Origin of the sequence: Kytococcus aerolatus (assembly GCF_900187395.1) — a bacterium.
GTDB classification, from domain to species: Bacteria; Actinomycetota; Actinomycetes; order Actinomycetales; family Dermatophilaceae; genus Kytococcus; species Kytococcus aerolatus.
In genome coordinates this window covers 13,291-36,400 of record NZ_FYEZ01000003.1, presented here as the reverse complement: position 1 = coordinate 36,400, position 23,110 = coordinate 13,291, and the positions used below count along the sequence as shown (strand labels likewise).

The 23,110-nt window shown below is 72.4% G+C and carries 15 protein-coding genes and 1 pseudogene; 7 read left to right on the top strand and 9 right to left on the bottom strand.

Going from position 1 to position 23,110, the window contains the following annotated elements; genetic code table 11:
• Positions 1 to 21: 21 nt before the first annotated feature.
• The 4 genes and pseudogenes from CFT82_RS12365 to CFT82_RS09490 form a co-directional block, all read right to left on the bottom strand.
• Positions 22 to 870 (bottom strand): annotated as a pseudogene (locus CFT82_RS12365) (S8 family serine peptidase); the annotation flags it as partial.
• Positions 871 to 1,009: 139 nt separating this feature from the next.
• Entirely contained in the window at positions 1,010 to 1,420 is a 411-nt protein-coding gene (locus CFT82_RS09500; RefSeq protein WP_088818902.1) for a protease inhibitor I9 family protein, read from the bottom strand.
• Positions 1,421 to 1,654: 234 nt separating this feature from the next.
• Positions 1,655 to 3,841: a cell wall-binding repeat-containing protein gene (locus CFT82_RS09495; protein ID WP_088818901.1), complete on the bottom strand. Its 2,187-nt coding sequence runs from the start codon at positions 3,839 to 3,841 to the stop codon at positions 1,655 to 1,657.
• A gap of 284 nt (positions 3,842 to 4,125) precedes the next feature.
• A complete protein-coding gene (locus tag CFT82_RS09490) occupies positions 4,126 to 8,067 on the bottom strand; it encodes a cell wall-binding repeat-containing protein (protein WP_088818900.1) in 3,942 nt (1,313 codons plus the stop codon).
• Between the two features lie 233 nt (positions 8,068 to 8,300).
• Between CFT82_RS09490 and CFT82_RS09485 the strand changes: the two genes are divergently transcribed.
• Complete coding sequence (locus CFT82_RS09485) at positions 8,301 to 10,895, top strand: ATP-dependent Clp protease ATP-binding subunit (protein WP_088818899.1); 2,595 nt, start codon at positions 8,301 to 8,303, stop codon at positions 10,893 to 10,895.
• A 273-nt stretch (positions 10,896 to 11,168) separates the two neighbouring features.
• Here CFT82_RS09485 and CFT82_RS09480 read toward each other — a convergent pair whose 3' ends face one another.
• The 5 genes from CFT82_RS09480 to CFT82_RS09460 form a co-directional block, all read right to left on the bottom strand.
• A complete protein-coding gene (locus CFT82_RS09480; protein WP_143469596.1) occupies positions 11,169 to 12,065 on the bottom strand; it encodes a hypothetical protein in 897 nt (298 codons plus the stop codon).
• Between the two features lie 417 nt (positions 12,066 to 12,482).
• Positions 12,483 to 13,367, bottom strand: coding sequence for an SDR family oxidoreductase (locus tag CFT82_RS09475; protein ID WP_088818897.1), 885 nt, complete (start codon positions 13,365 to 13,367; stop codon positions 12,483 to 12,485).
• Positions 13,368 to 13,477: 110 nt separating this feature from the next.
• A complete protein-coding gene (locus CFT82_RS09470; protein WP_088818896.1) occupies positions 13,478 to 15,319 on the bottom strand; it encodes an ABC transporter ATP-binding protein in 1,842 nt (613 codons plus the stop codon).
• A 46-nt stretch (positions 15,320 to 15,365) separates the two neighbouring features.
• Positions 15,366 to 16,808 (bottom strand): FAD-dependent oxidoreductase, encoded by a 1,443-nt coding sequence (locus tag CFT82_RS09465; RefSeq protein ID WP_088818895.1) that lies wholly within the window; start codon positions 16,806 to 16,808, stop codon positions 15,366 to 15,368.
• Entirely contained in the window at positions 16,805 to 17,659 is an 855-nt protein-coding gene (locus CFT82_RS09460) for an exodeoxyribonuclease III (protein WP_088819178.1), read from the bottom strand. Before CFT82_RS09460 ends, CFT82_RS09465 begins: the two co-directional genes overlap by 4 nt.
• 64 nt (positions 17,660 to 17,723) lie before the next feature.
• Here CFT82_RS09460 and CFT82_RS09455 point away from each other — a divergent pair, with 64 nt between their 5' ends.
• The 6 genes from CFT82_RS09455 to CFT82_RS09430 all read left to right on the top strand — a co-directional run bounded on the left by CFT82_RS09455 (position 17,724) and on the right by CFT82_RS09430 (position 22,921).
• The gene (locus CFT82_RS09455) at positions 17,724 to 18,539 is read left to right on the top strand and encodes an SDR family NAD(P)-dependent oxidoreductase (RefSeq protein ID WP_088818894.1); all 816 of its coding nucleotides are present in this window, start codon (positions 17,724 to 17,726) and stop codon (positions 18,537 to 18,539) included.
• Positions 18,540 to 18,558: 19 nt separating this feature from the next.
• A complete protein-coding gene (pyrE, locus tag CFT82_RS09450; protein ID WP_088818893.1) occupies positions 18,559 to 19,137 on the top strand; it encodes an orotate phosphoribosyltransferase in 579 nt (192 codons plus the stop codon).
• Between the two features lie 97 nt (positions 19,138 to 19,234).
• Positions 19,235 to 20,656 (top strand): MFS transporter, encoded by a 1,422-nt coding sequence (locus CFT82_RS09445; RefSeq protein ID WP_088818892.1) that lies wholly within the window; start codon positions 19,235 to 19,237, stop codon positions 20,654 to 20,656.
• Positions 20,657 to 20,693: 37 nt separating this feature from the next.
• The gene (locus CFT82_RS09440) at positions 20,694 to 21,365 is read left to right on the top strand and encodes a TrmH family RNA methyltransferase (protein WP_200815123.1); all 672 of its coding nucleotides are present in this window, start codon (positions 20,694 to 20,696) and stop codon (positions 21,363 to 21,365) included.
• Positions 21,366 to 21,485: 120 nt separating this feature from the next.
• Positions 21,486 to 22,514: a class II fructose-bisphosphate aldolase gene (fbaA, locus tag CFT82_RS09435; RefSeq protein ID WP_088818890.1), complete on the top strand. Its 1,029-nt coding sequence runs from the start codon at positions 21,486 to 21,488 to the stop codon at positions 22,512 to 22,514.
• Positions 22,514 to 22,921: a DUF3151 domain-containing protein gene (locus CFT82_RS09430; RefSeq protein ID WP_088818889.1), complete on the top strand. Its 408-nt coding sequence runs from the start codon at positions 22,514 to 22,516 to the stop codon at positions 22,919 to 22,921. The genes fbaA and CFT82_RS09430 overlap by 1 nt, the downstream gene beginning before the upstream one ends.
• The last annotated feature ends 189 nt before the right edge of the window (positions 22,922 to 23,110 follow it).

The window sequence follows — 23,110 nt, the reverse complement described above, 5'->3', positions numbered from 1 at the left end:
TCCGGTGCTGTACAGGCTCAGGTGGGCGACAGCCGGCCCCTCGGCGTTCTCGGCCACCCAGTCCATGCCAGCCCAGGCCCACTCCCAGGTGCCCTCACCGGCGCAACTGAACACCTTGACCGAGGTGAGGTTCACGTCCTTGGCCACGCCGACCGTCTCGCCGGCGATGGTGCCGGCCACGTGGGTGCCGTGCCCCCCACAGTCCGTCAGACCGTCCGTCCCCTCGCCCGCGGCGTCGAAACCGGGGAGGACCCGGCCACCGAACTCCTGGTGGCTGCCCCAGATGCCCGTGTCGAGGAGGTAGGCGTTGACGCCGGCTCCGGTCGCGCCGTAGCTGTAGCGGTCGTCCAGCGGGAGGTCCTGCTGGTCGATCCGGTCGATGCCCCACGACGGCGTGGGCTCCTGCACGTCGGCCGGGCGGATCTCCCCGTTCTCGGCGATGGAGGCGACGGTCGGGTCGGCCTTCAGCTGGGCCACCTGGGCCGGGGTGAGCTCGGCGGCGAAGCCACCGAGCGTCTTGTAGGTGTTGGTCACCTGGATGCCCTGGGCCTCGTAGGCGGAGACGGTCCGGGTGGTGTGGGCCTGTGCGGCGGCCTTGCCCTTCGCGGCGTCCAGCCCCCCCCGGCGGACCGCACGGTCAACGGCTGCTTCAGAACGACGATGTACTCGGACTTCTCGGCCTGGGTGGCAACGCTCTGCCCGGCGGCGACGGCGCCGGGCGCCATCCCCATCGACAGCCCGGCGATGCAGGCTGCGCTCAACGTGTGGCTGGCGATCTTCTTCATGGTGTCCCCCTTCGTGCGTGCGGGCGGCGCACGGCGTGCTTCCCGTGATCTGCCTCAGATCCCGGCCCCCGTGCCGAGGGCCCATCCCCCGGGCCCGCTGCCCTCAGACAACCCCATCCGGGGGGGGGGGGACCACGGCAAGTCGCCCCGCGATGTGCCGGCTCGGAGAACGCTGCTGGGGACCCACCATCACGGTGGGTCCCCAGCAGCGTCGAGCAGCCGTGTCAGGAAGCAGAGGGCCGCGACGCCGAGACCGTCGGCGTGCTGGCACGCACCTCCATGTCCTCGGAGATCGTGAACACCCGCGGGTCGTCCTCGAGGGTCTTCTTCTGGTCCTCGGTGAGGAGGGCAGCGAAACCACCGATCGTGGCGTAGGTGTGGGTCACCTCGATCCCCTGCTCCTCCATCTCGCGGACGACGGACTCGGTGTTCTCCCGAATCGCCTTCTTGCCCTCGGCGGTGGTGCGTCCACTGTCCGCGGGCAGGGACTCCGGGTCCTTGAGCATCACGATGTACTTGGTCTGCTCCGCCTCCGGCTCGGGCGCCGAGCCGCCCTTCGTGCCTCCCGCCAGGCTCACTGCCAGTGCGATCCCGCCCAGGAGCAGCAGCACCCACCACCACTTGGCCACGATCATCCCTCCCTGTCCAGGGTCCCGACACCGCAGATCGGCCGTGTCCTGAGGGGCTTTCCCAGGACCCTGCTCGCCCTTGACCGTATCTCTCCCTGGTGCCCGCCACAAGGGGCACCGCCACGGAGGGCCGACCGCTGGCGTGGGGGCGTGGGGAATGCCGAGGCCCCCTCTCCTGGGTGGGAGAGGGGGCCTCGGTGGTGTTGCGGACTCCCTGAGGAGTCTGCGTCACGGGGTGGTTCAGGCGATGCCGAGGGTGCCCTTGAGGGTGTCCTCGACGCCCTGGGAGATGGCGTCGATGCCACCGATGATGACGTTCTTCTCGGTGGGGTTGGCCGCGACGTACTCGTTGACGACGGACGGCAGCTTGTTGTCGCGGGTCAGGAGCAGGGGGCTGTCCTGGGCCGCGGCGGCGGCGCCGCCGGTGAGGGCGTCGGGGTAGTCCAGGCCGGTGGCGAAGAAGGTCCACTCGTTGCCGTCGAACTCCTTGGCGATCTCCACGCTGGTGGCGTAGCGGTCGGCGCCGGCGATGCGCTTGGTGGCGCCGAGCTGGTTGGCCACGGCCGGGGTGATTGCGTTCTCGCCACCGAGGACCACGACGTTCTTGGGGTTGACGGCGTCGATGGCGTCCTGGGTGGTCGGGAGGACCTGGTCGGGCTGGGTGAGCAGGATCGGGACGTCCTGGGCGCCGGCCAGGGCGGAGCCGGAGAGGGCGTCGGCGTAGGCCGAGTCCTCGCCGGAGGCGATGTAGAGGGTGTCGGTCTGGCCGAACTCCTTGGTGACGTTGGCGCTGGTCTCGTAGCGGTCGGAGCCGTCGATGCGCTCGATGGTCAGGCCCATGTCGGCGAGCTGGTTCTCGACCTGGGTCGAGATGGCCTCGGTGCCGCCGACCAGGACGACCTTCTGGGTGCCCAGCTGCTGCAGGGCGGCGGTGGTGTCGGCCGGGATGGTGTCGCGCTTGGTGAGCAGGATCGGGTCGTCGTTGCTGCCGTCGGGCATGGACATGACGCGGGCCTGGGCGGCGGTGCCGCCGGTGACGGCGTCGGCGAAGCCCTGGCCGGAGGCGATGTAGACGGTGTCGGCCTGGCCGGACTTCACGGCGGTCTCGGCGGCGGTGCCGTACCGGTCAGCACCCCACCAACGCTCCAGCCCGGGCTCCGGGGTGGGCTCCGGCTCGGGCTCCGGCTCGGGCTCCGGCTCCTCGATGAGGTTCTCGATGTTCAGCAGCAGGTTCGGGGATCCCAGCGGGTTGCTGATCTTGTCGACCGCAGCAGCGTCCAGGAGAGCCTGCTTGGTCTCGGCCGGGGTGGCCTGGGGGTTCTGCTCCAGGTACAGGGCCGCGGCGCCAGCCACGTGCGGGGCAGCCATCGACGTGCCCGACATCGGGACCAGTTCGGTGTTGTTCTCGTGGGAGGCGGACATGATGTCGCTGCCCGGAGCGAGGATGTCGACGCAGGAGCCGTAGTTCGAGTACCCGGCGAGGGCGTCGTCCGGGGCGGTGGCGCCCACGTTGATGCCGGCCTCACCGTTGCCGGGGTACCAGTTGCACGCGTCGTCGCTTTCGTTGCCCGCGGCGAGCACGGCCAGGACGCCAGCGTCCTCCATGCGGAGGAGGGCCTCGTCCTGGGCCGGGTTCTCACCCGGGGAGATGCCGCCGAGGCTGAGGTTGGCGACAGAGGGGCCCTGCGCGTTGGCGGTCACCCAGTCGATGCCGCCGATGATGTTCGCGTCGCTGCCGAAGCCGCTGCAGTCCAGAACGCGGACAGGGACGATGGAGGCACCCTTGGCGACGCCGGCGGTGGCGCCGCCCACGGTGCCGCCGACGTGGCTGCCGTGACCCTGGCAGTCCAGGCGACCATCGGTGCCCTCACCCGTGGTGTCGGTCCCGGCCTGCACGCGGCCACCGAAGTCCTGGTGGGCGGCGTTGATGCCGGTGTCGAGCACGTAGGCGGTCACACCGGCGCCGGTGGTGGGGTAGGTGTAGGAGGCGTCCAGCGGGAGGTCCTGCTGGTCGATGCGGTCGATGCCCCACGAAGGCGGGTTCTCCTGGGTGTCGGCGGCCTGCATCTTCTCGTTCTTGGCGATCGAGGAGACCGAGGGGTCGGCCTCGAGCTGGGCGACCTGGGCCGGGGTGAGCTCGGCGGCGAAGCCGCTGAGGGTCTTGTAGGTGGAGGAGACCTCGATGCCCTGGGCCTCGTAGGCCTTCACGGCCTTGGTCGTGAAGGCCTGGGCGGAGGCCTTGCCTCGGGCGCTGTCGAGCCCGCCGGCGGTCTTGACCGAGGACGGCTGCTCGAGCATGACGATGTACTCGGCCTTCTCGGCCTGGGCGGCGACGGTGTCGGTGGCGGCGACGGCGCCGGGCATCATGCCCAGCGACAGGCCGACGACCCCAGCGGCAGTGAGCGCGCGGGTGGCGGTGTTCTTCACGGTGTTCCCCTTCGTATGAGAGCAGTCGATCCTCGGTCCCACCAGCAGTAGGGACCTCCGGGTAACACGAGAGGCCCGTCCCCCCGTGCCTGCCCTCGGAATCTAACCGGGGAACGGTGGTGAGACAAGTCACCGGGGAGGTTCGTGCCGGGGGGTCCCCGGAGGCCCGGAGAACGGTGACACGTCCCTGCTCTTCGTGGGGGCTTCCCGGGCGAAGGCCCGAGGGCCCCGGTCGCTCTCGACCGGGGCCCTCGGGAGGGCGGCTGGGGGGACCAGCCGATGAATCAGAGACCGAGCAGTGCGCGCAGCTCGTTCTCGACCTGCTCCGACACCGCGGTGGTCCCACCGAAGAGGTAGTTCTCCGACGTCTGGTTCGCCGCCACGTGCTCGGCCACCGGGGCCGGCACGCGGTCCGGGCGGGTCAGCAGCACAGGGCCGTCGTTCCTCGAAGCGAGGGCCGCACCGGCCAGGGCGTCCGGGAAGTCCAGGCCGCTGGCGAAGGACGAGAGGTCCCGCTCACCGAAGGCCTCGGAGATCTTCACGGAGGTCTCGTAGCGGTCCGAACCGGCCAGCCGCTCCGAGGCCCCGGCGGCCTGGTGGACGGCGTCGGACACCGCCGCCGGCCCGCCGAGCACCACGACCCTCTGCGGCTGCAGGGCCTCGAGGGCCGCCGCGGTCTCCGGGCGCAGCTCGTCCGGGTCGGTGAGCAGCACCGGGGTGTTCTGCGAACCGGCCAGAGCGGTGCCGGTCACGGCATCCGCGTACCCCTCGCCGGAGGCCAGGTAGACCGTCTCGACGCCGGGCTCGAAGCGCATGGCCACGTTGGCGCTGGTCTCGTACCGGGTGGCGCCGCCGATGCGCTCGACGGTGAGGCCCTGCGCCGCCAGCTCGTCGGCCACGGCCGGGCTGATCGCGGTCTCACCACCGATGAGGATGACCTTCTTCGCCCCCAGCTCGGCCAGGGTCTCCGAGGTCGCAGCCGGCACACGGTCGCTGCGGGTCAGCAGCAGTGGCAGGTCCTCGCCGTTCACGGAGGGCAGGCCCTTGGTCGAACGCACACCCGCGGCGGCGCCGGCCGAACCCGACATCGCGTCCGCGAAGCCCTCGCCGGAGGCGATGTAGACGGTGTCGGAGGCGCCGAACTCGGAGGCCACGTCAGCCGCCGTGCCGTAGCGGTCCGAGCCCCACAGGCGGGTCAGCGAGGGATCCACCGGACCGCCCTCGGCGGGGTCCAGGTACACGTAGGTCGAGTCGAGCTCCTGACCGTTCTCGGTGACGACGGCCTCACCCAGCCAGGCCCGCGTCACGTCGTCGACGCCGATGGCGCCCGTGACGTCCGTCTCGGTCTTGCGCGGCAGCTGCACGGGGTCGTCGAAAGTCAGATTGCCCTGGTCCTCGTCCGGCACCTCGAAGGTGCGCAGGGTGAGGTCGGTGCTCGCCTGGCCGTTGAGGTTCCACGCCTGGACGTGCACGGTGTACTCGCCCGGCTCCAGGTCCGGCAGCAGCACCTGCTCCTCGGCTCCGGCCGCGGCCGACATGCCCACCAGCTGGTCGCTGCCCTTGGGCGTGACGAACAGGTCGAGGTCCGTCGAGGTGTCGGCCGGGATGATCTCCGACCAGAGCTGCTCGCCCTCGGTGATCGTGACGTCGTACCGCAGGTTGTTCGGGTCGTCGACGATGAGGTCCGAGTTGTCCGCGGGCATGCCCACCGAGGCCGCGACGTCCTCGCCCGGCACCAGGCCCTTGACCTCCATGTCCACGCTGCGGTCGTCGGAGCTGGTGATCGGGATGTCCACCGAGGGGGCGGCGGCCGACTCGTGGACGATCGCCGGGGCGGAGATGTCCCGGGCGCGCAGGGCGATGGGGGAGCGCACGTCGCTCTGGCCGGTGGCCGACCAGATCAGGTGCCCCTTGGACCAGGCGCCGTCGGCGAGGCCCACGTCGGTGAAGGTCACCTCCACCTCGGCCGACTCGCCCGGGCCGAGGTCCACGGTCGACGGGGAGACGGTCGCCTCCACGCCCTCCAGCCCGGAGAAGGAGGCCTCCCAGGTGGTGGCCCTCCCGCTCACGTTGGTGATGGTGCGGGTGACCGTCTGGTCCCCCAGCAGCTCACCGATGGCGATGGAGGCCTGGTTGAGGTCGGAGGCGTCGATCGGGTTCTCCGAGACGGGGGAGCCGTCGGAGTAGGTGGCCCCCTGGCCGGCGAGGAAGTCGAACCAGTCCGACTGGTTCGCGTCGTACACCAGACCCGGGTTGAGCATGCGGCGCGGCTCCACGAACCCGGCACCGGTGGCGAAGGGATCGTTGCTCGCCGCGCTGGCGTGGTCCCGCGCGCTGGTCATGAGGGCGGACTTCACCGCCATCGGGGTCCAGCTGGGGTTGGCCTGCTTGACCAGGGCGGCCAGACCCGCGATGTGCGGGGAGCTCATCGAGGTGCCGGACATGTACTCGAACACGTCCGCCCCCCGCTCCGGGCTGGCGCTGGCAGCGAGGACGCCCACTCCCGGGGCGGAGATGTCGGGCTTGAGGACGTCGCCGGACCCGGCCAGCGACGGGCCGCGCGAGGAGAACCCGGCGATCTCAGGGACCTCGGTGGTGGTGCCCTCGTTGCTGTCGAGGATCGTGCCGGTCGCCTCCGGCCCCGCTCCCTCCACGTAGGCGCGGACCGCGTCCCGGTGGGTGTGAGAGAGGTGGACCGTCGGGATCACGTGAAGGTCGGAGTCCAGGGAGCTCTCGCTGGTGTTCACGAGCACCATGCCCACGCCGCCGGCCTCGGCCACGGTGTCGGACTTCTCGGTGCGGGCGTTCTCCCCGCGGTCGCAGACCACGATCTTGCCCGCCACCTTCGCGGCGTCCAGTGAGCCCGGCAGGCACAGCAGCGCCTCCTCGACGGTGCGGCCGGCGGCGACCGCCTGGTCGGCGAGGATCATCGGGGCACCGTCCGGCAGGTCCTCAGTGACCGAGGCGCCGATGTAGCGCCGGCCGTCTCCGGTCACGAGGGTCTGCTCGGAGATGGCGTGGGTCGAGGCGGCCACCGTGGTGAGCCACGGGGAGGGGTGCGCCGTCGTGGACTCCGCCGGGCCGCTGTTGCCCGAGGACGCCGCCACGAAGATGCCGTTCGCGGAGGCGTTCATGAAGGCGATCTCCACCGGGTCGAGGTAGTTCTCGCGGGTGCCGGAGATCGAGTAGTTGAGCACGTCCACACCGTCGGCGACCGCCTGGTCGATGGCGGCGACCGAGTCGGTGTTGGCGCAGCCGCCGTCACCGTCCTTCTCGTCCCAGCAGACCTTGTAGGCGGCGACGTGGGCCTTCGGGGCCACTCCGGAGACCTGACCGAGCTCGCGGTCCTGGGCGATCGCCGGGACGTCCCTGTTGCCCGCTGCGGTGCTGGCCGTGTGCGAGCCGTGGCCACCCACGTCGAGCGGGGAGAGGGACTCGTGCTCGGCGATCCGGTCGGCGCCGAACCCGTCGACGAAGTGGCGGGCGCCCACGATCTTGTTGTTGCAGGCCTCGGCCGGGAAGTCGTTCGTGGCCGGGGCGCAGGCGCCCTCCCAGTCGGCCGGGGCGGCCGGCATGCCCTCGGGGCTGAAGGAGGGGTTGTGCCAGGAGATGCCGGAGTCGATGACGCCGACGACCATCCCCTCGCCCTGGTAGCCGGTGCCGGCGTTCCACACGCCGTCTGGGCCGGTGAGGCCCAGGAAGTCGGGGGAGAGATGGGTGTCGAGCTGGTCGATGCGCTCCTTGACCACCGACAGGACGCGCGGGCTGGACGCGAGGCGCTTGGCCTGGTCCGCCGTCAGGTCGACGGCGACACCGGAGAGGGCGTTCGTGTAGCGCTGCGAGGGCTTGCCTGCGCCGACGCTGGCCAGCACGCGGTCCTGGCGCGCGTGCAGCAGTCCGGCGTAGCGCTGGACGGCCGAGGAGGAGGCGTTGAGCTTGGCGCCCTGCCCGGGCTGGGTGGCGGGGTAGCCCTCGACGTGGCCGTCGTAGGCGATGGCCGGCTGGTCGGCGAAGGTCACCAGGTAGGTGCCGTGGGTGAAGTCCTGGGAGGCCGCGGCCTGCTTGGCCTGGGCCTGCTGAACGGTGGCGGACTGGCGCTGGCTCCTGTCCGTCGCCTCCTGGTCGGGGGCGGGGCCGGTGGCGGTGGCCGGCAGCAGGCTCCCGGCGAGGGCGATGGCCATCGTGGAGGCCAGGCCCACTCGGGTGAGGTGCGAGGGCACGGTCATGGGATCTCCTTCAGGGTGAGTGAGTGGGGTCACAGTCACATGGCGGGGGTGGGTGGGCCAGCTCCCACCGGGGATTGGTGCCGAAACGTGACCGACGACCGGGTCCCCGTGACCACCCCGTGACCTCCGCCCCGGGTCAGGGTTGAGTGGAATGCGCTCAACTCTGGAGGTGTTGAACAGGACAGATGCCAGCGACCCCGGCCGTGGGGTCCCCGACCGAGCCAAGGAGTCCCATGGATCTTCAGCCCACCGCCCTCGTGGCCGAGGTGCTCGCCATCGCCCAGCGCGAGGCGCAGTCCGCCGGCCACCCCGAGATCGCCCCCGCCCACCTCGCCGCCGCCCTCGTGGCCGTTGGCGACTCCGCCGTGACTGCGCTGCTGCAGGCCGGTGGGACCACCCCCGAGGCCGTCGAGCGTGCCAGCCGCGAGGCGCTGGCAAAGCAGCCGAGCGCCACCGGGCAGACCCCGAGCATCGGGCAAGCCGCGGCCAAGGTGCTGCAGCACGCGCACACCATCATGACCGCCCGCGGCGACACCCACCTCGCGCTCGACGTGCTCACCCTCGCCCTGGTGGAGACCGGCACCATCAGTGCCGACGCCGACGCGGTCGCCCAGCAGCTCGACACCCTGCGCGGCGGCCAGAAGGTCACCAGTGAGAACCCGCAGGCCGGCTCGGAGTCGCTCGAGCAGTACGGCACCGACCTCACCGAGGCTGCCCGCGAGGGGCGCCTGGACCCGGTGATCGGCCGCGACTCGGAGATCCGCCGGGTCGTGCAGGTGCTCTCGCGGCGCACCAAGAACAACCCGGTGCTCATCGGCGAGCCGGGCGTCGGCAAGACCGCCGTCGTCGAGGGGCTGGCGCAGCGCATCGTCGACGGGGACGTGCCGGAGTCCCTCCGCGGCAAGCGCCTCATCAGCCTCGACCTGGGCGCGATGATCGCCGGGGCCAAGTACCGGGGCGAGTTCGAGGAGCGCCTCAAGAGCGTCCTGGAGGAGATCCGCGCCTCCGAGGGGGAGATCGTCACCTTCATCGACGAGATCCACACCGTGGTCGGCGCCGGCGCGACCGGTGACGGCTCCATGGACGCCGGCAACATGCTCAAGCCGATGCTCGCCCGCGGCGAGCTGCGCCTCGTGGGTGCCACCACGCTCGACGAGTACCGGGAGAACATCGAGAAGGACGCCGCCCTGGAGCGCCGCTTCCAGCAGGTGTTCGTCGGGGAGCCCTCGGTGGTCGACAGCATCGCCATCCTGCGTGGTCTCAAGGAGCGCTACGAGGCGCACCACAAGGTGACCATCGAGGACGCCGCCCTGGTGGCGGCCGCCACCCTGAGCGACCGGTACATCACCCACCGCCAGCTGCCGGACAAGGCGATCGATCTCATCGACGAGGCCGCCAGCCGGTTGCGCATGGAGATCGACTCCTCCCCGGTGGAGATCGACACCCTGCGCCGCTCGGTGGACCGGTTGAAGATGGAGGAGATGCACCTGGCCGCGGAGACCGACGAGGCCTCCGCCGAGCGACTCGCCGCCCTGCGGGAGGAGATGGCCGCCCAGCAGGAGAAGCTCTCCGCCCTCACCGCGCGGTGGGAGGCCGAGAAGCAGGGACTCAACCGGGTGGGTGAGCTCAAGGCCCGCATCGACGAGGCCCGCACCCAGGCCGACCGGATGCAGCGCGAGGGCGACTACGAGGGCGCCTCGAAGCTCCTCTACGGCGACATCCCCGCCCTGGAGGCCGAGCTCGCGAGCGTCGAGGACAGCGAGGCCGGTGCCGGCGGTGCCACATCTGCGGGCGAGGACGGGCCGATGGTCTCCGAGGCCGTGACCGCCGACGACATCGCCGAGGTCATCGCCTCCTGGACCGGCATCCCCGCCGGGCGCCTGCTGGAGGGCGAGACCGAGAAGCTCCTGCGCATGGAGGAGCACCTCGGCGGGCGTCTCATCGGCCAGACCGAGGCCGTGCGCACGGTGTCCGACGCGGTGCGGCGCTCCCGGGCCGGCCTGGCCGACCCGGACCGGCCGACCGGGTCCTTCCTCTTCCTCGGCCCGACCGGTGTGGGCAAGACCGAGCTCGCCAAGTCGCTGGCGGACTTCCTCTTCGACGACGAGCGGGCGATGGTCCGCATCGACATGTCGGAGTACTCCGAGCGGCACTCGGTCGCCCGGCTGGTGGGTGCCCCTCCGGGCTACGTCGGCCACGACGAGGGCGGCCAGCTCACCGAGGCCGTGCGGCGCCGCCCCTACTCGGTGGTGCTGCTCGACGAGGTGGAGAAGGCCCACCCGGAGACCTTCGACATCCTGCTGCAGGTGCTCGACGACGGACGCCTCACCGACGGCCAGGGCCGCACGGTGGACTTCCGCAACGTCATCCTCATCATGACCAGCAACCTGGGCTCGCAGTTCCTCGTGGACCCGACGGTCGACGGGGACGCGCGGCGTGAGTCGGTGATGGCTGCCGTGCGGGCGCACTTCAAGCCGGAGTTCCTCAACCGGCTCGACGACATGGTGGTCTTCGAGCCGCTGAGCCGGGACGAGCTGACGCGGATCGTGGACCTGCAGGTGGACGCGCTGGCCGCCCGGCTGGCGGACCGCCGGATCACGCTGGAGGTCACCGACGCCGCGCGGGCCTGGCTGGCCGAGGCTGGGTACGACCCGGCCTTCGGTGCCCGTCCGCTGCGCCGGCTGGTGCAGACCGAGGTGGGGGACACCCTCGCCCGGGCGCTGCTGGCCGGGGAGGTCCGCGACGGGGAGACGGTCACCGTGGACGTCGACCGGGCCGAGCCGTCGGACTCCGGCACCGGAGAGGTCACGGGGCTGCGCCTGGCCTGATCGGCCCGCGGGACCGGTGAACCACCGGCAGGCGCGGGCCGACCCGGGCAGTCGAGATGCGCACCGGTCCGCATCTGGCCCGTCAGCCCCCACGGTCGCACCGGTCCGCATCTCGACTGTCGGGGTGCGGACCGGCGCCTTCCTCGACACGGCCAGACACCCCAGATGCGTACCGGTGCGCATCTGGGGTGTCTGGCTGTGAGGGACGGGCAGGTGAGGCGCGGACCGGTACGCATCTCGCGCAGTGATGCAGCGCCTCCGCATCCGCGGCACTCAGCTCGGACCCGCACCCCGTCGAAGGGCAGCCTGCAGGGCCTGGCGAAGGCCGGCCGGCCGTCGGAGGTCCTGGCGGGTCACCCGGACCACCACCCATCCGGCCGACTCGATGAGTCGCACCCGTTCGATGTCCGCGTGCCACTGGGCGGGGTCCGTGCGGTGGTGGTCCCCCTCGTACTCGGCCACGACCCGCTGCGTCTTCCAGACCAGGTCCGAGGTCGCCAGCCACTCACCCTCCTCGTTGAGGACGTCCGCGTTGACCGCGGGCTGGGGCAGACCCCACTCCCGGACCAGGAGGCGCAGGCGGGTCTCCGGGAGGGAGGCCGCGGCGGCTTCGGCGAGCGCCAGCGCCCACCTGGCGCGGGTCGCCCCGCGAGCGCCCGGGACGATGGCTGCCGCCAGCGCTTCTTTGTCGAGTGGACCCTGCACCGGGCACACCCGGCCGAGCACCGCATCGGTGGCGGCCACCAGGTCTTCCTCCCGGAGCGTGGAGCAGAGCTGCCGCCAGGTCGTGGCGAGGCTCGTGCAGCGGACCCCACCGACCTCCACCGTCGTGAGTTGGTCGTCCCGGTGGGCGAGGACACCGCGGCGACGGGGCAGGGAACGGTCCGGAGGCACCGAGACGTGGATCGGCTCCTCGCGGGACCACGGGTGCGGGAGGGGGATGCGGTGGAAGCGGGCGGCCGTCAGGTGGCTCACAGATGCGTGGGCCGGGAGCACGGCGAGGACGGCCTGGACGATCTCCGGTGGGGAGGCGTGCGGGGCGACGATCACGCCCTGCGTGGGGCTCCACGCACCCTCGCGGCGGAGGCGGTCGCGCGTCGTGGGGCCGTGGGGTGTGGGGACCAGGCGGCCTCGTCCGGTCAGGTACCAAGGAGCTGGGGGCTGGGTCATAGGGCCACGGTGACGTGCCCGGGGGTGGAGGGGGTCGAGCTCGTCCACAGGGAGGCCTGGACGGGGCGGTTCGGCGAGGGGCGTGGGTGAGGGTTGTGGACGACGCGACCCCGAGATGCGCACCGGTCCGCATCTCGTGTGGTGGCCCGAGCGGGCAGCAGTCCACATGCGCACCGGTCCGCATCTCACGCGTCGGTGCCGACGCGTGGACACCCCGTGTGCGCACCGGTGCGCACACGGGGTGTCGTGAAAGGGCGAGAGCGGCACTGGTCCGCATCTCGACTGTCGGGATGCGGACCGGTGCCGCTCTCGGGGAGGTGGCGGCTGAAATGCGGACCGGTGTGCATCTGGCCGCCACCGCCACCGCCCGCCGTCCGCCCCACGCCGGGTGCCCGCCGTCGTCCGCCACCCGCCGGCTCAGGGGCTGTCGGCCCCGCCGTTGACGTTCAGCGTCTCGCCCACCACGTAGCTCGCCTCCTGGCTCGCGAGGAAAACGTACGCCGGGGCCAGCTCCGCCGGGTGGCCGGCACGGGCCAGCGGCTGCTTGTCGCCGAACATCGGCAGCTTCTCCTTGGGCTGCCCCTCCACCACCTGCAGGGGCGTCCAGATCGGGCCCGGCGCCACGAGGTTCACCCGGATCCCCTTCGGCGCCAGCTGCTTGGCCAGGGCCTTGCCGAACCCGTTCTCGGCGGCCTTGGTCGTGGCGTAGTCGAGCAGGTGGTCGCTGGGGGAGTACGCCTGCACCGAGGTGGTGATGATGATCGAGCTCCCCGGCTGCAGGTGCGGCACCGCGGCGCGGCAGAGCCAGAACATCGCGTAGACGTTCGTGCGCATCGTGAGGTCGAACTGCTCGTCGGTGATCTCCGTGATGTCGGGCACCGAGACCTGCTTGCCGGCGTTGCTCACCAGCACGTCCAGCCCGCCGAGCTCCGCCACCGCCTGCTCCACGAGCTCGTCGCAGGCCTCTCGGGTGGTGAGGTCCACCGGGAGCGAGACGGCTCTGCGCCCGGCCTCCTCCACCAGGGCCACGATGCGGTCCGCGTCGCGCTGCTCCTCGGGCAGGTGGGCGATCGCCACGTCGGCCCCCTCCCGGGCGTAGGCGATGGCGGTGGCCGCCCCGATGCCCGAGTCGCCGCCGGTGATCAGCGCCCGCAGACCCTCCAGGCGCCCGGACCCGCGATAGCTCTCCTCCCCGAGGTCGGCCTTCGGCTGGAGCTCGGCGTCCAGGCCGGGGAAGTCCTGGTCCTGCTCCGGGGCGTCGAGCCGCGCGTAGCGGCTGCGGGGGTCGATCAGGTGGCTCATGACTCCTCCTTGGATGGGCTTCCCCACCAGTCTGGGCACGAAGGGCGGGGCCTGTCCTGCCGAGGAGGGGTGAGATCAGCCACCCCGCCACGCAGGCGCTGCCCGAGGGGTCAGCCGGAGATGTCGAGCTCCCGCAGCCGCTTGCGGTGGGCGGCCTCCCCGGACTCCTGCAGCTCCAGGAGCTGGGCGTAGAGGCCCCCGGTCCGGGAGAGCTCGGCCGGGGTGCCCACCTCGTCGATCCGCCCGTCCTTCAGCGTGATGATGCGGTCCACGGTGCTGATCGTCGAGAGCCGGTGGGCGATGATGATCGACGTCCGCCCCTCCATGAGCTCGGCCAGGCCTGCCTGCACCGCCCGCTCGCTGCGGGTGTCCAGGGCGCTGGTGGCCTCGTCGAGGACGAGGATCGGGGCGTCCTTGAGCAGCGCCCGGGCGATGGCGATGCGCTGCTTCTGCCCGCCGGAGAGCTTGAGCCCCCGCTCGCCGACCACGGTCTCGTACCCGTCCTCGAATCGCTGGATGAACGCGTGCGCGTTGGCACGGCGCGCCACGGCCTCCACCTCGGCGTCGGTGGCCTCCGGGTGCCCGTAGGCGATGTTCTCCCGGACGGTGCCGCTGAACAGCGAGGCGTCCTGGAAGACCACGCCGAAGCGGGAGCGCAGCTCGGCCAGGCTCATGCGCTGGGTGTCCTGCCCGAGGACCCGCAGCTCGCCCTCGCGGAGGCGGTACAGGCCGAGCAGGAGGGAGATCAGGGTCGTCTTGCCCCCACCGGACTCACCCACGAGGGCCACCCGCTCGCCCTGCCGGATCGTGAGGTCCACGTCCTGCAGGACGTCCGGGTCCTCGACGTAGCCGAAGCGGGCGTCGACGAACTCCACCGCCGGGACGTCCGGGGGGACCGGGGCGCTCCCGGACGGGGCGGCCATGGGGGAGCCGTCCGCGGCCCCGCCGCTGCGCGGCGCCTCGAGGGCCACCTGCTCGGGGACCTCCTCCATGACAGTCCAGTAGTCCTTGCTGCCGGCGATGGCGCGCTGGGCGGAGTCGATGAGATAGCTCATCATCGTGACCGGCTGGCGGGCGAGGTTCACCAGCTGGATGAGCAGCACCATCTCGCCGACGCTGAAGACGTGCCGCACGGTCTGCACGAAGATGATCGCGTAGACGCCGAAGAAGACGACGTTCAGCGCACCGCGGCGGAGGGCGTCCATCCCGTGCCAGTAGCGGGACTGGTGGTGGGTGGTGCGGATGGTGCGGGCATAGCGCTCGTCGAAGGCGCGCAGCTCGCTCTCCTCGCGGCCGAAGGACTTCACCACCTTGATCTGCCCGATCACCTCGGCGAAGCGTCCGCCGGCGATGTCGTACTGCGTGTTCTTCTCCCCCTCCAGCTTCTGCCACCGGGTGGAGGTCAGGGCCGTGAGCCACAGGTAGAGCGGGAAGATCGTGATGAGCAGGAGGGCCAGCGGCCACGAGTACCAGGCCGAGATCACGAGCACCGCCAGGGTGGTCATGAGCGTCGGCAGGAAGTTGTTCGCGAAGGCGTTGAGGAACTGCGTGGTCTCGGCGATGTTGCGCGAGAGCCGGTTGATGATGGTGCCGGTGAGCTCGGTGTCGAAGTAGCGCTGCGGCAGGGCGAGCAGCTTCTCGTAGTACCGGCTGGAGAGGATGCGTCGCATGCGGGCGGCGGCGAGATCTCCCCAGTAGCCGCCGACGTTCGAGACCAGCGTGTTCGTGAGGTCGACCGCCAGGAGGGCCACGGCCAGCCAGAGGATGGCGCGCACGTCCGCGCCGGTGTGCCCGCCGGAGCCCACGACCTCGACGATCCGGTCGGTGGCGGCCTTGATGATGAAGGGCACCGACAGGGCCGTGGCCGTGATGAGGACCGAGCTGAGCAGGATCCCCACGTAGTAGGGGGTCAGCTGGCGGGTGGAGCCCAGGAGGCGGAGGAGCGAGCGCACAGTGGGTGATGCTCCCACGCCTGCCTGCCGGGGGCCGGGGCCGGACTCAGCGCAGGAGGAAGTCCCCGGGGCGCCCCCGCAGCAGGCGGACGAGGTCGCGGCGTCGCCCCGACCACATCGGGGCGTGGACGTCCCGGGCCGCCCCGGTGGCGCGCTGGAGGCGGTGGACGGTGTGCTCCCACCGGTCGAAGGCGTCCGGGGAGGCCACCACGGCGGCGGCGCCCGCGCTCTCGGTGGCCTGCACGAGCTGGGCGACGAGGCCGGCCCGGGCGGCGGCGACGACGGCGTCCCCGCCCACCGGGAGGTCGGAGGCGGGGCCGCCGACCACATGGAGGTTGGGGACCTGGCCGAGGGTGCCCAGGTGGGGTGCCCACCCGGCGAGGCGCCCTCCGTCGGCGGCGTCGAGCCCCTGGATTCCCGCGCCGGGGGGCAGCGGTGCGGTGCCGGTGGTCAGCACGAGGAGGTCCGCGCGGTGCCGGGTGCCGTGCACGTCGACGACGGCGTCGGGCCGCACCCGGTGCACGCCCCAGCGGAGCAGTCGCACCCGGCCCTCGCCGGCCGCCCGGAACCACTCCTCGCTCCGCACGGTCCCGGCGTGCAGCGGAAGCGAGGACAGGTGGTCCTCCCACAGCTCGCGGGGAAGGTCCCGGGCCGCCAGGTGGGCTGAGGCCGCCATCGCCCGCTGCCAGCGCGCAGGCCGACCGGCTGGCGGGGGCTCCGGCGCCCCGGCGGGCTGGTCGTCGGGGCGGGTGGCCTCGCGCACGACCCGGCCCATGGTCCGGGCGATCGCCCCGGTGCGCTGCACGCGGCGGTTGGCGCCGAGCACGTCCACGGCGTCCACCGACTCCCCGGCGGGGACCTCGGGGAGGATCCACGGGTGGTCCGGGGCGAAGACGGTGACCGAGGCCGCCTCGTCGGCCAGGGCAGCGGCCAGGTTCACGTGGTCGATCCCCCCGCGGGCGCCCGGCTCGCCGAGGACGACGACGTGCCGCCCGGCGGTCTCCAGCCCGGCGTCCCACAGGTGCGTGTGTGCGAGCTCGCCGCCGAAGGAGTCGACCCCCCGCAGGTCCGGGACCACCGGGTCCCCGTCGGAGCCGGTCGCCAGGACGAGCTGGCGGGCGCGCACCGTGCCCCCGTCGGCGAGCCGGAGGGTCCAGACGTGGTCGGCCCCCTGGTCGGCGGCCACCACCCGGGCCGGGACGAGGCGTTCGGTGGCCCCGCTGAAGCTCGCGAGCCGGCGGAGGTACTGCCGCATGGCGTGGGCGCTGGGGCCGGCCTCGCCCTCCAGCCGGGGCCGGTGCGGGAGGGTCGACTCGCTCACCGAGGCGCGGGTGCGGGCTCCCGGGTCGCGGCGGTCCAGCCAACATCCCCCCGCCTCACCGCGCTCGTCGAGGAGCACCACGTCCCGGATGCCGCGGCGCAGCAGGGCGTCGGCGACGGTCAACCCCTGGAAGCCGGCGCCGATGATCGCGACCGCGTGGGCGGTCATGCGCCGGGCTCCGCAGGATCCCCGGTGCCGGTCGGGTCGGTGAGGTCGACGACGACCGGGGCGTGGTCGCTGGCGCCCTTGCCCTTTCGCTCCTCCCGGTCCACGAAGGCGTGGGTCACCTGCCCGGCCAGGCCGGCGGAAGCGAGCACGAAGTCGATGCGCATCCCCTGGCGCTTGGGGAAGCGCAGCTGCTGGTAGTCCCAGTAGGTGTACGTGTCGGTCTCGGTGAAGGGACGCACCACGTCCACCAGACCGGCCTCGAGGAAGGCGTTGAAGGCGGCACGCTCGGGCTCGGTGACGTGCGTGGCGCCCTCGAAGGCGGCCATGTCCCACACGTCGGTGTCCAGCGGGGCCACGTTGAAGTCACCGACCAGGGCGAGCGGGAGCTCCTCGGCGGCCCACTGGCGGGCGTGCCCGGCGAGCCTCTCGAGCCACTCGAGCTTGTACTGCATGTGGGGGTGGTCGATCTCCCGGCCGTTGGGCACGTAGAGGCTCCACAGGCGGAGCGGGGCGGTGGGGCTGCCGTCCGGGCGCGGCTGCCCGCCCACCGTGGCGCCGAGCGCGCGGGCCTCGACGACCGGCTCGTCGGCGCCGAAGCCGGGCTGGTCGGGGAAGGCCACGGTCACGTCCTCCAGCCCCACCCGGGAGGCGATCGCGACGCCGTTCCACTGGTTGAGGCCGTGGAAGGCGATCTCGTAGCCCAGCTCGTCGAAGCGTTCGCGGGGGAACTTCTCGTCCTTGACCTTCGTCTCCTGGATGGCCAGCACGTCCACGTCGTGGCGCTCGAGGAAGTCCGTCACCCGGTCGAGGCGGGCACGGAGGGAGTTGACGTTCCAGGTAGCGATGCGCACGGGGCCACTGTAGGTGGCGGTGTGACCCGGCGCACGGACCCCGTGGCGATGCCACAGTGGTCCCATGACCGACGCCCCGGACTCCGCCCGCCCCACCGCCCTGGTCACCGGGGCCTCCTCCGGCATCGGGGCCGAGTACGCCCGACAGCTGGCGGCGCGGGGGTACGGCCTGGTGCTCGTGGCCCGCGACGTGCAGCGGCTCGAGGCGCTCGCCGTCCACCTCGGCTCGCGCCACGGGGTGCCGGTCGAGGTGCTCCCGGCCGACCTCTCCGACCGCGCCCAGGTGGAGCGGGTGGCCGAGCGCCTGTGCCAGGCCGAGAACCCGGTCGACCTGCTCGTGAACAATGCCGGGTACGGACTGGGCACCACCTTCCTCGAGGCCGACCTCGCCGCCGAGGAGGACAGCCTGGCCGTCATGGTCCGGGCGGTGATGGTGCTCTGCCAGGCCGCGGCGCGCTCCATGCGCGAGCGCGGGCACGGTGCGATCGTCAACATCTCCTCGGTCGCATCCCTCCTGCCCTACTCCACCTACGGCGCGCACAAGGCCTGGGTGGCCCGCTTCTCCGAGGGTCTGGAGGTCGAGCTGCAGGGCACCGGGGTCACCGTGCAGGCGGCGCTCCCGGGGCTGACCCGCACCGAGTTCCACGAGCGTTCCGGGCAGGAGATCGATGCGCTGCCCGGGGCTCTCTGGCTCACCCCGCAGCAGGTCGTGGCCGAGTCCCTCGCCGGCCTGGAGCGTGGCGAGGGCCGCTGCGTGCCGGGCCGCCTCTACCGGGTGGCGACGGCCCTCCTCCCACGCCTGCCCCGTCGTCTGGTGATGGCGGGCTTCGCCGCCGCCGAGGCGCGGGGTGCCTCCGGTCGGCGGCGGCTGGAGCCCTGACGGCGATACCCTGCCGCCCATGACCTCGCAGCCCGCCCCCGCCCCCCGCGCCACCACCGATGCCGCCCGCGAGCTCGCCCGCCGCGTGGCCGCCGCCGCCGTCGTGCACGGGAAGGTGACGCTCTCCTCCGGTGCGGAGGCGGACTACTACGTGGACCTGCGCCGCGTCACCCTCGCCGCCGGGACCGCCCCGCTGGTCGGTGAGGTCATGCTCGACCTCACCGAGGACCTCGAGTTCGACGCCGTGGGTGGGCTCACCATGGGCGCCGACCCGGTGGCCACCGCGATGCTGCACGCCGCCCACGCGCGCGGTCGCGAGCTGGACGCCTTCGTGGTCCGCAAGGCCGGCAAGGCCCACGGCCTGCAGAAGCGCATCGAGGGCCCGGAGGTGAAGGGGCGCCGGGTGCTCGTCGTCGAGGACACCTCCACCACCGGTGGCTCTCCGCTCACCGCCGTGGAGGCCCTGCGGGAGGAGGGCGCCGAGGTGGTGGCCGTGGCCGTCATCGTGGATCGCTCCTCGGGGGCCGACCGGGTCATCGCCGACGCCGGCCTGGAGTACCGGGCCGCGCTGGGGCTGGCCGACATCGGCCTGGCCTGACCCGTCCTGGAGGGGATCCGAACCCTTCGCAGCATCCTGACCAAGTCTTGACCGGCGTCCGACCTGGTCTTGACCGAACGCGACCTACGGTGCGCGCATGTCCTCGACGCGCGCTGCCCTGCCCCCGCCCGGGGTGGAGTCCGTCGAGGGGGCGGACGAGGAGTGGGCACCCGGTTCCACCGAGCGGATCCTCCGCGTGCCCGACGTGCGCCGCGTCATCACCGGTCGGGCCCTGACCGTCGGGGCGTCTCGCATGCTCATGGTTGCCCTCATGCTCTGGGTCGAGGGGGCCGGCTTCGGCGCCGTCGCCATGGCGGCCGTCATGGTGAGCGTCGCCCTGCCGCCGCTCTTCTTCATGGCGACCGCCGGGGACACCGCGGACCAGTACGACTCCCGGCGTGTCCTGGTGCTGGGGACGGCGGTCCAGGTGGTGGGGGCGCTGGCGGTGACGGCCGCCGTGCTCTGGGCGCCCCGCGAGCTCGCCGTGCCGCTCGTGGTGGCGATGGCCTTCCTCTTCCAGACCGGGTCCACCTTCAGCCAGCCCGTGTGGGACGCCCTCGTGCCCCGCATCGTGGGGGAGGAGCGCGTGGGGGCCGTGTTCTCCTGGCAGCAGGGGGCGTCCAGCATCTCCGGCCCGCTGGGTGCCGGCATCGGCGGGGTCGTCTTCGGTCTGGTCTCCGGGGCGGCGGCGCTGGGGATGACCACGGCCCTCACGGCGTCCATCCTGGTCCCCGCCCTCCTGCTGCGGACGCGTCGCGGCGGCCCGGCCGACGAGCTGCTGCGCGAGTCCCGGGAGGAGGCCCGCCGGGCTGCCGCGGAGCACGGCCCCTGGGCGCGCTTCTGGCGGCGGACCCCTTTCGGGCAGGTCTCCCGCGGAGTGGGGGTCCTGCGCACCGTGCCGGCCGCCGCCGTCATCGCGACCACGCTCTTCGCCTTCATCGTCGCGCAGGGGGCCTCGAACGTGGTCGAGGTCTTCCTGGTGCGCGGCCCCATCGGGGCCAGCGAGGCCGAGTACGGCATCAGCGAGGCCTTCGCGGCGATCGGTGGTGTCGCCGGCGCGTGGGCGACGGCGAAGGTCGTCAGCCCGTCCAAGCGGGTCCACGTGCTGGTGGCTGGCCTGGCGCTGGGCGGCTTCACCCTGCTCTGGATCGGGATGGCACCCAGCTTCTGGTTCTACGCCGCCGGGCAGGTCGCCCTCGGCGTCATGCAGGCGATGGTGGTCTCCAGCGCGGTCACGGTGACCATCACCAGTGCCCCGGAGGAGCGTCGGGGGGCGGTCCTCGCCGGGTTCAGCGGCGTCACCAAGATGGGCACGGTGTGCGCCCTGTGCACCGGTGCGGTGGTGGGGAGCCTGCTGGAGCCGCGCACGGCCTTCCTCGTGCTGGGCACGGCTGCCCTCGTGCTGCTCGCGGCCACCGGGTGGCGGCTGCCGGGCATCTCCCGGGAGCTCGCCCGCCAGGAGGCCGCTCAGCGGGAGGAGCAGGCAGGAGCTCCCGCGCCGGTGGCCGCCGCGGCCTGACGCACGGGCGGCGGTGCGGCCTTGGCAGGATGGCCGGGTGACCGACCAGACCCCACCCGAGCGTGAGATCGGTGTCGGCCCGTGGGAGGGTCTCTGGCCCACCGACGCCGACGGGGCGCTGCCCGCCCACCTGGACCCGCAGCTCCTGCGCGAGGGCGACCGCCGCAACGTGCTCGACCAGTACCGCTACTGGCGGCACGAGGCGATCGTGGCCGAGCTGGACACCCGGCGTCACGGCCTGCACGTGGCGGTGGAGAACTGGGGGCACGACTTCAACATCGGCTCGGTGATCCGCACCGCTAACGCGTTCAACGCGGCGGCCTTCCACATCGTCGGGAGGCGGCGGTGGAACCGGCGGGGGGCGATGGTCACCGACCGCTACCAGCACGAGCACCACCACCCCGACGCCGCGGCGCTCGCGCGGTGGGCCGGCTCCGCGCCCCGTCGGGACGGGGGCGTGGGCCTGCCGCTCGTCGGCATCGACAACCTGCCGGGCTCGGTGGGGATCGAGGGACACGCGCTGCCCGTCGAGTGTGTGATGGTCTTCGGGCAGGAGGGGCCGGGGCTCACCCCCGAGGTTCTGGCGCACTGCGAGGCGGTGCTGCACATCGAGCAGTTCGGCTCCACGCGGTCGATCAACGCCGGGGCGGCGGCCGCCATCGCGATGCACGCCTGGGTGCGCCAGCACGTCCACGGCCTGCCCGCCTGAGAGTCACGGCCGCCTGACGGCGTCTGACAAGATGGCTGGCGGACGGCAACGGTGCCGGCCGCGCCCGTGGGGCGAGCCGCGCCGTGCACCGGTACAGGACGGACTCGACAGGAGACGCACATGCCCATCGCAACCCCCGAGGTCTACCGCGACATGCTGGACCGGGCCAAGGCGGAGAAGTTCGCCTACCCGGCCATCAACGTCAGCTCCTCCCAGACCCTGAACGCTGCCATCCGCGGCTTCGCCGAGGCCGGTTCCGACGGCATCATCCAGGTCTCCACCGGTGGCTCGGAGTACTTCTCCGGCCCGACGATCAAGGACATGGTCACCGGCGCCAAGGCCTTCGCCGCCTTCGCCCGCGAGGTCGCGAAGAACTACGACGTGAACATCGCCCTGCACACCGACCACTGCCCGAAGGACAAGCTCGACGGCTTCGTGCGCCCGCTGCTGGAGGCCTCCGCCGAGGAGGTCAAGAAGAACGGCACGCCGATCTTCCAGTCGCACATGTGGGACGGCTCCGCGGTGCCGCTGGACGAGAACCTGCAGATCGGCGCCGAGCTCCTGGAGCGCTGCGCGGCGGCGGACATCATCCTCGAGGTCGAGATCGGCATCGTCGGCGGTGAGGAGGACGGCGTCGCGAACGAGATCAACGACAAGCTGTACACCTCCCCGCAGGATGCCATCGACATGGTCAAGGCCCTCGGGCTGGGGGAGAAGGGCCGCTACATGGCCGCCCTGACCTTCGGGAACGTGCACGGCGTGTACAAGCCGGGCAACGTCAAGCTGCGCCCGGAGATCCTCAAGCAGGCGCAGGAGGCCATCGTCGCCGAGTTCGGTGCCGCCGCTGGCGACCGGCCGCTGGACCTGGTCTTCCACGGCGGCTCGGGCTCCACCGAGCAGGAGATCGCCGACGCGGTGAGCTACGGCGTGGTGAAGATGAACGTGGACACCGACACCCAGTACGCCTTCACCCGCCCGATCGCCGGCTACATGATGGAGAACTACTCCGAGGTGCTGAAGGTCGACGGCGAGGTCGGCAACAAGAAGAAGTACGACCCGCGCTCCTGGGGCAAGGTGGCCGAGGAGGCCATGGCCAAGCGCGTCGTCGAGGCCTGCGAGGACCTCAACTCCGCTGGGACCCACCGCTGATGGCCGGCGAGAACCTGCTGGGCATCCCCGCCACCGAGCTGCCGGAGGACCCGGCCGTGACCGCCCTGGAGGGTGGTCAGGACGCCCGTGCCGTGGTCTCCGCCGCGCCGACCTCGTCCGCGGCCTGGGCCGAGCTGGCCGAGGCGGCGCTGGAGGACGGGCTGACCGTGGAGGGCTACGCCTTCGCCCGGACCGGTTACCACCGTGGGCTCGACGCGCTGCGCCGGTCGGGCTGGCGCGGGCAGGGGCCGATCCCGTGGGCGCACGTGCCGAACCGTGGCTTCCTGCGCTGCGTGGCCGCGCTGAGCCGGGCCGCCGGGGAGATCGGCGAGACCGAGGAGGAGCACCGCTGCCGCGAGTTCCTCAAGGACTCCAGCGCGGAGGCGTACGAGGCCCTCGGCCTCTGAGGCCGGCCCGCCCACGATCCGCGGGGCCGCCCCGACCCCAACACGCGAGATGCGCACCGGTGCGCATCCCATGTGTCACCCCTGACCGAGAACCGCACCGGTACGCACCTCGACAGTCGGCGTGCGTACCGGTGCGGTTCTCGCGTCGGGCGTCGGGCCCGGGCGGCACCGGTGCGCATCTCGGGTGTC